5 protein-coding genes are annotated in these 8,631 nt (G+C 76.6%); 2 read left to right on the plus strand and 3 right to left on the minus strand.

The features are described from left to right. Both L1885_RS18650 and L1885_RS18655 read left to right on the plus strand, forming a co-directional pair. The coding region (locus tag L1885_RS18650; protein ID WP_235798286.1) for an FGGY-family carbohydrate kinase at positions 1-1,392 on the plus strand (1,392 nt) is incomplete at its 5' end. Next, a complete protein-coding gene (locus L1885_RS18655) occupies positions 1,389-2,297 on the plus strand; it encodes a histidine phosphatase family protein (protein ID WP_308117347.1) in 909 nt (302 codons plus the stop codon). The genes L1885_RS18650 and L1885_RS18655, both read left to right, overlap by 4 nt. 134 nt (positions 2,298-2,431) lie before the next feature. Here the strand turns inward: L1885_RS18655 and L1885_RS18660 are convergent, their stop codons facing one another. The 3 genes from L1885_RS18660 to L1885_RS18670 form a co-directional block, all read right to left on the minus strand. Then, on the minus strand, positions 2,432-2,926 hold the full coding sequence (locus tag L1885_RS18660; RefSeq protein WP_235798287.1) for an NUDIX domain-containing protein: 495 nt from the start codon (positions 2,924-2,926) through the stop codon (positions 2,432-2,434). Continuing rightward, the gene (locus L1885_RS18665) at positions 2,923-3,687 is read right to left on the minus strand and encodes an NUDIX domain-containing protein (RefSeq protein ID WP_235798288.1); all 765 of its coding nucleotides are present in this window, start codon (positions 3,685-3,687) and stop codon (positions 2,923-2,925) included. Before L1885_RS18665 ends, L1885_RS18660 begins: the two co-directional genes overlap by 4 nt. A 113-nt stretch (positions 3,688-3,800) precedes the next feature. After that, positions 3,801-8,631, minus strand: a 4,831-nt coding sequence (locus tag L1885_RS18670; RefSeq protein ID WP_235798289.1) for a glycosyltransferase, incomplete at its 5' end; no start/stop codon positions are given.

An 8,631-nucleotide genomic window follows, 5' to 3' on the forward strand; every position in this document is an offset into this window, starting at 1 on the left:
CGCGTGCGGGGCCGGGGCTCGGCGCCCCTGACCGGCATGCGCGACGGGGCGCGGCACGAGCAGCTCCCGGGCGAGTGGTGGGCGGCGACGCGTGCCGCCGTGGGCGAGGCGCTGCGCGAACTGCGCGCGCCCGTCGCCGCCGTCGCCGTGTGCAGCACCTCGGGGACCGTGCTGCTGACCGGCGAGGACGGCGAGCCCGTGTCCCCCGCGCTCATGTACGACGACGGCCGGGCGGCCGCGCAGGCCCGTCGGGCCCAGGAGGCCGGCGACGAGCTGTGGGCAGGGCTGGGACAGCGCATCCAGCCCGGCTGGGCGCTGGCGAAGCTGCTGTGGCTCGCCGACGAGGGCATGGCGGACGCCGGGACCCGGCCGCGGGTCACTCATCAGGCGGACTTCGTCACGTCCCGGCTGGTGGGGCGTCCGGTCGCCGCGGATTCGAGCCACGCGCTCAAGTCGGGCTACGACACCCGCCGCCGGGCGTGGCCGGCTGAGGTACTGGAACGGCTCGGCCTGTCCGACCGCATGCGCTTCCCCGACGTGGTCCTGCCGGGCACGGTGCTCGGGACGGTCGGCGCCGCGGGCGCGGAGGCGACGGGTCTTGCGGAGGGCATCCCCGTGGTCGCTGGCATGACGGACGGCTGCGCCGCCCAACTGGGCTCGGGGGCTTGGGAGGTGGGCCGGTGGAACACGGTCCTCGGCACGACGCTCGTCCTGAAGGGCGTGACCGCGGAGCCGCTCCACGACCCGGCCGGCGTCCTCTACAACCACCTCTCCCTCGACGGCACCTGGCTGCCGGGCGGCGCGTCGAGTGTCGGGGCGGGCGCGCTGAGCGCGTCCTTCCCCGGCGCGGACCTGGCGGCGCTGGACCGCGCCGCGGCCGCCCACGAACCGGCGGGCGCGGTCACGTATCCGCTGGTGTCGCGCGGTGAGCGGTTCCCGTTCCTGGCCCCGGACGCCGAGGCGTTCACGCTGGGCACCCCGGCGGACGAGGCCGACCACTACGCGTCGCTGCTGCAGGGCGTGGCGCTGGCCGAGCGGCTGTGCCTGGCGTACGTACGCCGGCTGGGCGCGCGCGTCGACGGCCCGGTCGCCATGACGGGCGGGGCGACGCGCAGCGCGTACTGGAACCAGTTGCGCTCCGACGTGCTGGGCAGACCCGTCGCCGTGCCCGAACAGGCGGATTCCGCGCTGGGCATGGCGGTGCTCGCGGCGCGCGGCACGGGACGGTCGCCGGACGACGTGCGGGGGATGGTGCGGATCGCCGCCGAGTACACGCCGAGGAGCGCGACGAAGGACCGTTTCGACGAGTCGTTCGGTGTCCTGGTCGACGCGCTGGAGGAGCGCGGCTGGCTGCCCCGGGAGACGGCACGGTACGCGCGGAGCGAGGGATGACGGCGAGCCCGCCCCAGGGCCCGCCTCCGCGCCCGGCCCGGGACTCCGGTTCCGGCTCGGGCTCCCGCCCGGACTCCGGCTCGGACTCCGGCTCCGACTCCCGCCGCGACTCCGGCTCCGGCTCCGGCTCCCGCCGCGACTCCGGCTCCGATCACCGGTTGCGTCCGGGGTCCGCCTCCGGCCGCGATCCGCGTTCCCGTCCGGGCTCGGGCCCGTCCTCCGCGCCGGCGGCGCCGCTGCGGACGGCGACGCTGTTCCTGGTCCGGCACGGGGAGACGGTGTGGCACGCGGAGAACCGCTACACCGGCAGCAGCGACATCGCCCTGACCCCGCGCGGCGAGGAGCAGGCCGAGGCGCTCGGCCGGTGGGCGGGTGCGGCGCGGCTGGACGCGGTGTACTCCTCGCCCCTGTCCCGCGCACGGCGCACGGCGGCGCCCGCGCTGCGGGCCGCGGGCCTGCCGGAGAACATCGAGGAGGGGCTGCGCGAGCTCGACTTCGGGATCGCGGAGGGCCGTACCCTCGCCGAGGTCGCCGCGGAACACCCGCAGGCCGTGCAGGAGTTCCTGGAACGCCCGGCCACCCGCCCGCTGCCCGGCGGCGACGACCCGGTGGCCGCGGGCGCCCGCGGTGCGCAGGCCCTGTGGCGCGTCGCCGAATCCTGGGCGCGGCCGCCGGAGGACGGCGGCGCGGCCGGGGGCGGCGGCCGGGTGCTGGTGGTCGCGCACAACACCCTCTACCGACTCGTGCTGTGCCACCTGCTCGGCATCCCGCTGGACGAGTACCGCCGCGTCCTGCCGGGCCTGCGCAACGGGGCCGTCACCGAGCTGCGCATGCGGCTGCCGGAGCGCGGCGCGGCCCTCATGTCGTACAACGTTCCGGCCTCCGATGCCCCGGCCGCGCCCTGACGGGCCCGACACGGCCCGGCACGGCCCCGCACGACCTGACGGGCCCTGCCGCCACGGCCCGACGAGGCGTGACGCCGGCCGACGCAACGGGCTGACGCGCGGCCGGATCGCCCGGGCCGTGGCAGGGGCCCGCCTCAGGACACGCCGGCGCTCCGGCCGTGGCGGCGCAGCGCCGTGGCGGCGATCGGCCCGAGCCGCAGCCGCTCCGACGTCGCACGGGTGAACCAATGGCACATCACGCCCTCGGTGAGCGGCAGTGCGTGGGCGTCGCCGTTCCACCGGCCGTGGAAGACGTCGATCCTGCCCCCTGCGGCCCCGCCCGGCCCGGGCAGCTCGACGCGGCACAGGAGGCGGAGATCCGCCACCACCAGGCCGACCTCTTCGAGGATCTCCCGGTCGATCGTCTCGCCGGCCGTCTCGTCGCCCTCCCTGCTCCCGCCGATCAGCGACCAGGCCCCGGGGTCGCGGATGCCGGGGATGTGGTCGCGGAGGTGCAGGAGGTACTCGCCCGCGTCGTTGACGAGGAGTGCCGCGGCATCGGTGTGCGCCCGCGCCGCGGGCCCGGGCGGCTGCGGGTCGTCTCGCGTCGACGCGTCGGCCACGGACGCGGCCCGGCCTTCGCGCGTCACCGCGGGGACCCCGGTCCCACGCCGGCCGCGGCGGCGGGCCCGGCGGGCGTCCCGGCCCGCGGCTGCGGCACCGGGCGGCCGTGGCGCAGGGCCGCGGTCGTGCCCGCGCGGTCCGCCGCGAACGCGCCCGCCAGGCGCCGCGCCAGCTCGCCGGGAACCAGCCCGAGCGCCTCCTGCTCGGTGAAGAAGCACGCCCGGGCGATCTCCTCCTGCTGGAGGACGAAGCCGTCCGCGGGCGGGCGCACCGGCTCGGTCGCGTAGACGAAGGCCAGGATGGTCCGCCCGTGGACGTCCGCGGGCACGGTGTCCACGACGAGCAGGCGACCGGCCCGTACCTCAAGACCCAGTTCCTCGCGCACCTCCCGCACCATGCCGGCCTCGGGCTCCTCGTCCTCCAGCATGCCGCCGGGCAGGTCCCAGCCGTCCTTGTACGTCGGCTCGACGAGCAGGACCCGGCCCTCGGGGTCCCGGATCAACGCGTCCGCGCAGGCCGCGGGGGACGAGTGGCGGGCGAGGTAGACGGCGAGTTCGGCCTCGGCCTCGTTCCGCGGCCCGGTCGCGGGGCCGCCCCCGGCACCGGCACCGGCACTGGCATCGGCACTGGCACTGGCACCGGCGGCGGGATCAACGGCGGCACCGGGAGCAGGGCGTGCAGCGGTGTCAGCTCCCGTCGCGGGCCGCGTCGCAGCTTCTGTATCGGCTTCTGTCTCTGCCTCGCCGGGCGTGGACGGGAAGTCGGCGTCACCGGACCGCTTCTGCATGGCGTCGCTCCTCTGGGTGGGCTGTGGCGGATGGCCCGTGGGGCCGGGTGCGCGGGATCACGCACTCAGCGCAACAGCGCCGCCCCGGCCCCCGGTACGCCCACTTTCGGCCGTTAATGCACCACTTCCCGGCCCACGCCCGCGCTCACGTCCTGGCCCGCCCGTGGGCCGCCGGACGCCGGCCCCACCGGGCGTTCGGGACGCCGCACGTCGATCGTGAGCAGCGTGCCGCGCCAGGGACCCGAGCCGCCGGGCGGCGAGTCCAGCCCGCCGGACCGGGCCCTGACGGTGAAGTCCTCCACCGTCAGGGCGTGCCCGTCGCCGTTCTCGCCCCGCAGGCGGTCCAGGTGCCCGCCGAGGGCCGTACGGAAGGCGGCGACGACGTTCTCGGCCCGCTCCTTGCCGAGGCGCAGCGCCTCGCCGAAGTGCGCCTCGCCCGTGCTGGCCCCGGTGTCGTACCCGGTCACCGTGACGGCCGGAAGGTGCGGATGCCCCTTCTCGCGCATGGTGAGCGCGGTCTTGGCGAGCATGCCGGACAGCTTGCCGATGTCGGTCCGCAGGTCCTGCGGCAGTTCCGCCGAGCCCTCGGCGAACTCGGCCGCCCTGCCGGCGAGCCGCTGCGTCCAGGCGTCGGGGGGCGCGGCGAGGCTACCGGGCGCGCTGGGCGAGCGCCGCAGGACGGGGGCTCCACCGTCGTGCCCGTTCCGCCGGGCACCCTGCTCCTCCCGGGCGCTCTGTTCCTGCCGGGCACCCTGTTCCTGCCGGGCGCTGTGCTCCTCCCGAGTGCTGTGCTCCTCCCGGGTGCTGTGCTCCTCCCGGGCGTGCGTCGCGCGCCCCTCGCCGGTCGCGGCATCGCGTGTGCGGTCCGCGACGTCCAGTGCGGGATCGACGGCGAGCGGCCCGTCCGCGCCGCGGAAGTCCTCCGCGGCGGGCGGCCGGGGCGTCGAACCGTCCCAGCGGGGGGCCGGCTGCCAGTCGCCCCGTACGCCCCGGACCTCGACCGTTCCGCCCGGCCCCTGCCGGGTGATCTCCCCGTGGCCGCGCCGCTGCCAGGCCTCGTCCCGGATGTCGGGCGAGGTGCGCAGCGCCGCGTCGACGAGCGAGCGGCCCGCGTCCTGCCAGGAGTAGGCGCCGAGTTCGTCGCGCAACTGGAGGGCGTGCGCCCGGCGCTGCGGCAGGTCGGCGGCCAGTTGCTCGATCGCGTCGGCCCACGCGCCCGTCCTGGCCTGCGCGGAGGCGGGGTCGCCGACCTCGTGCGGGGCCCCGACGACGGCACTCGCGCCGGTGTCCCCGAAGCGCAGCAGGAACTCGCCCGCCCCGCTCTCGCCGTTGACCAGCAACGGGATGGCACGGCCCGCCGCCTCGGTGGCCACGAGCCCGAAGCCCTCGTGCAGCGACGGCATGATCAGCGCGTCGGCGGACTCCCGGTCCCGTGCGAGGTCGTCCGCATTGCTGGTGAACGGAAGGATCTCGACCCCGCCGCGACCGTGTTCGCGGGCCATGTCCTGCCAGTACGCGTAGTCGGCGTCCGCGGGCCGCGGTCCGCCGCGGACCGTCAGCCGGACGTCGAGACCCCGGTCCCGTACGGCACCGACCGCCTTGATCGCTCCCTCGACACCCTTGATCTCGTCCGTGGCCCGGCCGGGCAACAGCAGGCGGATCCCGCCCCCGTCCTCGCCGCCGGCCCTCTCGACCACCGGACCGACCTCGGTGCCGGGCACGAACTCGTGCAGCGCCGCGACCCGCAGCACCTGCTCGGACAGGCGTTCCGCCTCGCGCGTCAGCAGCGGCCCGACCCCGACGACGAGGTCGGCCTCCCGCATGACCTCGCGTTCGGACCGGCTCTTCTGGCCGCCCTTCTCCGGCTGGTCCTTGATCCGGTCGAGCCGTACGGGGCTGGTGTGCAGGAAGTGCACCAGCCTGGCCTTCGGATACCAGCCCTTCTGAATGGCGAGCGCGCCCGGCCCGGAGAAGCGGGAGTGACCGATGATCAGGTCGAACGCGTCGGGGTCGGCCGGCAGCCCGTGCTCCTGCGGCGGGGCCTCGACGAGCCGGTGGAAGGCGTCACGCGCCTCGACCCCGGGCACGGGCCGGTTCACGATCACCGCGTTGCCGTGCTCGCGGGCCTTCACCGCGGCGTCGTAGGGGGCCGGGTCGGACGTCAGGAGCGTCACGTGGTGCGCGGCGGACAGCCCGCGCACCAGCTCCATGTTGAACACCGGGACCCCGCCGAGCCCCAGCCCGCTGACGTCGGACACGACCAGGATGCGCCTGGCTCCCGGCGGCAGTTCGACGGCGGCGGGAACATCCCCGCCGGACGCGGGGTCCGCGACGGCGCCGGAGGTCGCATCCTTGGGGTCGGTGGCTTCCTTGAGGCCGCTGCCATCCCTGGAGTCGGTGGCGTCCCTGGAGTCGGTGGCGACAGGGGTGACGGCGTCCGTGGCCTTCGCCGTCTCGACGCCCTTCGCCGTCTCGGCCGCCTTCGCCGTCCCGACAGCCTTCGCCGTCTCGGCCGCCTTCACCGTCTCGGTTGCCTTCGCCGTGTCGACAGCCTTGGCCGTCTCGACAGCCTTCGCCCTGTCGGCCGGGTCCTCGCGCACGGCCTCCACCGTGCTGTCCGTCCGTACGTCTCCCGTGTCCGCGCGGACCGCGGCGGTCGTCGCCGGCTCCCGCTCCGGTGCGTCGGTCCCGGGGGTGCGGCCCCCGGCGCGGCCCGCCTCCGGGGCGGTCTCCTCGTGCGGCGGGCGGGTCGTGGACAGCGCCACGCCGAAGCTCCGGTCGGCCAGGCGGAGCACGACGTGCGGCAGCCCCTCGCCGGTGTCGGTGGCGCCCGGCGGCACGTGTTCGTCGAAGGCGCCGCCGTCGCGCACGACCGTCACCTTGACGCCGAAGGCGCGCGCCGCGAGGGCGGGCAGCAGATCGGCCGCGCCGTGGTCCCAGCCGGTGTCGCCGTACGCCTCGTCGTCCGTGGCGCCCCGCCTGCGCAGCTGGGTCCCGGCGAGCCCGGCGCGTTCGTGCGGGGTGAGCACCTCGTGCAGCGGCATGTGACCCGTGGCGTCGAACTCCCGCTGCTGCGGGGAGCCCTCGCGGAAACGTACGCCGGCGCCCGCCGCCTCCTCGCGGGTGAACGTGTCGTGCGTGTCCGGCGCGGTGAACTCCAGCAGGTCGGCGTTGTCCGGGGCGTCCAGCTGGTCGGCGAGCAGCGCCCGCAGTGCGTCGGCCGTCTCCCCGGGGTCGCCCACCGGGACCAGGCCGGCCAGCCGGTCCGGGTCCGCGTGGTCGAGTCCGGCGGCGAACGAGTGGAAGAAGCCGTCGCCGTCGCGGGGCCCGTCGTACACCGCGTAGGTGTGCTCCCCGTCGGGCGAGGTCAGCCGCGGCGGGTGGTCGGCGGCGCCCGGTTCGAGGGCGTAGCGGGGGCGTTCGGCGGCCGGGGCGCCGGGGGCCTTGGGCGCGGGCCGGTGCACCACCGCCTCCGGCTGCGGTGTCGCCTCGCGCTGCTCGGCGGGCAGCCGGTGCCAGCGGGTGAGGCGGTCCGCGCCGGAGCGCACGCGGTGGAACTCGGCCGCCGCTGCCTCGGCCTTCGTACCGCTCGACGTCATCCCCTCGTAGGCGGTCCGCACGGCGCGGGCGGCACGGGCCGCGGCGGCCCGTTCCTCGCGCACGAGCTCCCGCGCCTCGCGTACGGCCGTGTCGTGCATGCCGATCGCGGCCAGGTCGGCGGGAGCGGTGGCGAGCGCGTCCGTGAGGGACCGCTTCGCCGCCCGCAGGTCACCGCGTGCCTGTTCGTACGCCGCGCGCAGGTCCGGCAGGGAGCGCCGGGCCTTCCAGTACGCGTTGTCGGCGGCGACCCACGCCTCGCCCGACTTCTTCACGGCGTCCCAGGCGGAGGCCGCGTCGGCCGGGAAGTTCGTGTCGTCGACCAGGCCGAGCTGCCGTGCGGCGTCCTCCCGGACCCAGGCGAGGACGTGCGTGTCCGCCTCGACCGCCTGCGGCGCGGTCTTCACGGGCCCGAACGGACCGAGGTTGCGCTGCATCCAGGAGCCGACCGCGCCGTCCTTGAACGTGCGGTGCACGTCCGCGATGCCCAGCCACTTCGTCGGGATCGAGAACAGGAACGCCCGGCCGGCCGTCGGCTTCAGCGTGAACTGGCCGGCTTCGGTGTCACCCTGCCGGTTGCTGAAGCCCTCCGTCGTGGTCGCGTCGGCGCCCTGGAGCCCGGGCTGGCCCCGGCCCGCGTCGCCGCTCGCCAGCGACGGCCCGCCGCCGAGGATGGGCTGCTGCGCGCCGCTGCGGGACACCGAGGTGTCGGTCCCGTCGGTGCTGCGCGCCATGCTCTCCATGTTCGTGTCCGGTGCCACGGCGAGGAGTTCGGCGCTCGCCAGGTCGGGGCGCGAGTAGAGGCGGTACGCCCCCTGGGCGCCGCCCGCGAACGTGTCCTCGGACAGTCCGGCGACCTGGTAGCCGTCCCGTTCGGCCGCGTCGGAGAAGAACGCCGACAGCGACTCGGCGGTGGTGCCGTCGTGGAGGGCAAGCGCGGACGCCGTGCCCGGCCGCGTCAGGCCGGAGGTGTGCGCCTTGGCGAGGGCGTCCTTGAGGGCGTCGCCGCCGAGGTGGCCGCCGTCGCGGGCGGCGGGGCCGAGCGAGGTGCCGTAGGCCTTCGCGACGGCCAGGTCTCCGGCCTGCCGCAGGGAGCCGAGGCCCACGACCTGCCGGACGTGGAAGCCGATGTCCGGGACGGTGAACGGCTCGCGGGTGCCGTCGGGGCGGGTGACGGTACGCCACTCCTCCACGGCGTCGGGGGTGGCCGTCCCGGGCTTCCAGAGCGTGGCGCCGGCGGGCGGCGCGGCCGGGTGCGGCACGTCCAGCGGGTCGGGGGTGCCTGCCGCCGGCTCGCGTCCGGACTCCGTGTCCGCCGGCTCCCGGCCGTCCTGCGCGGCCGGTGCG

This window comes from Streptomyces fuscigenes (genome assembly GCF_021556455.1).
Taxonomy (GTDB): Bacteria; Actinomycetota; Actinomycetes; order Streptomycetales; family Streptomycetaceae; genus Streptomyces; species Streptomyces fuscigenes.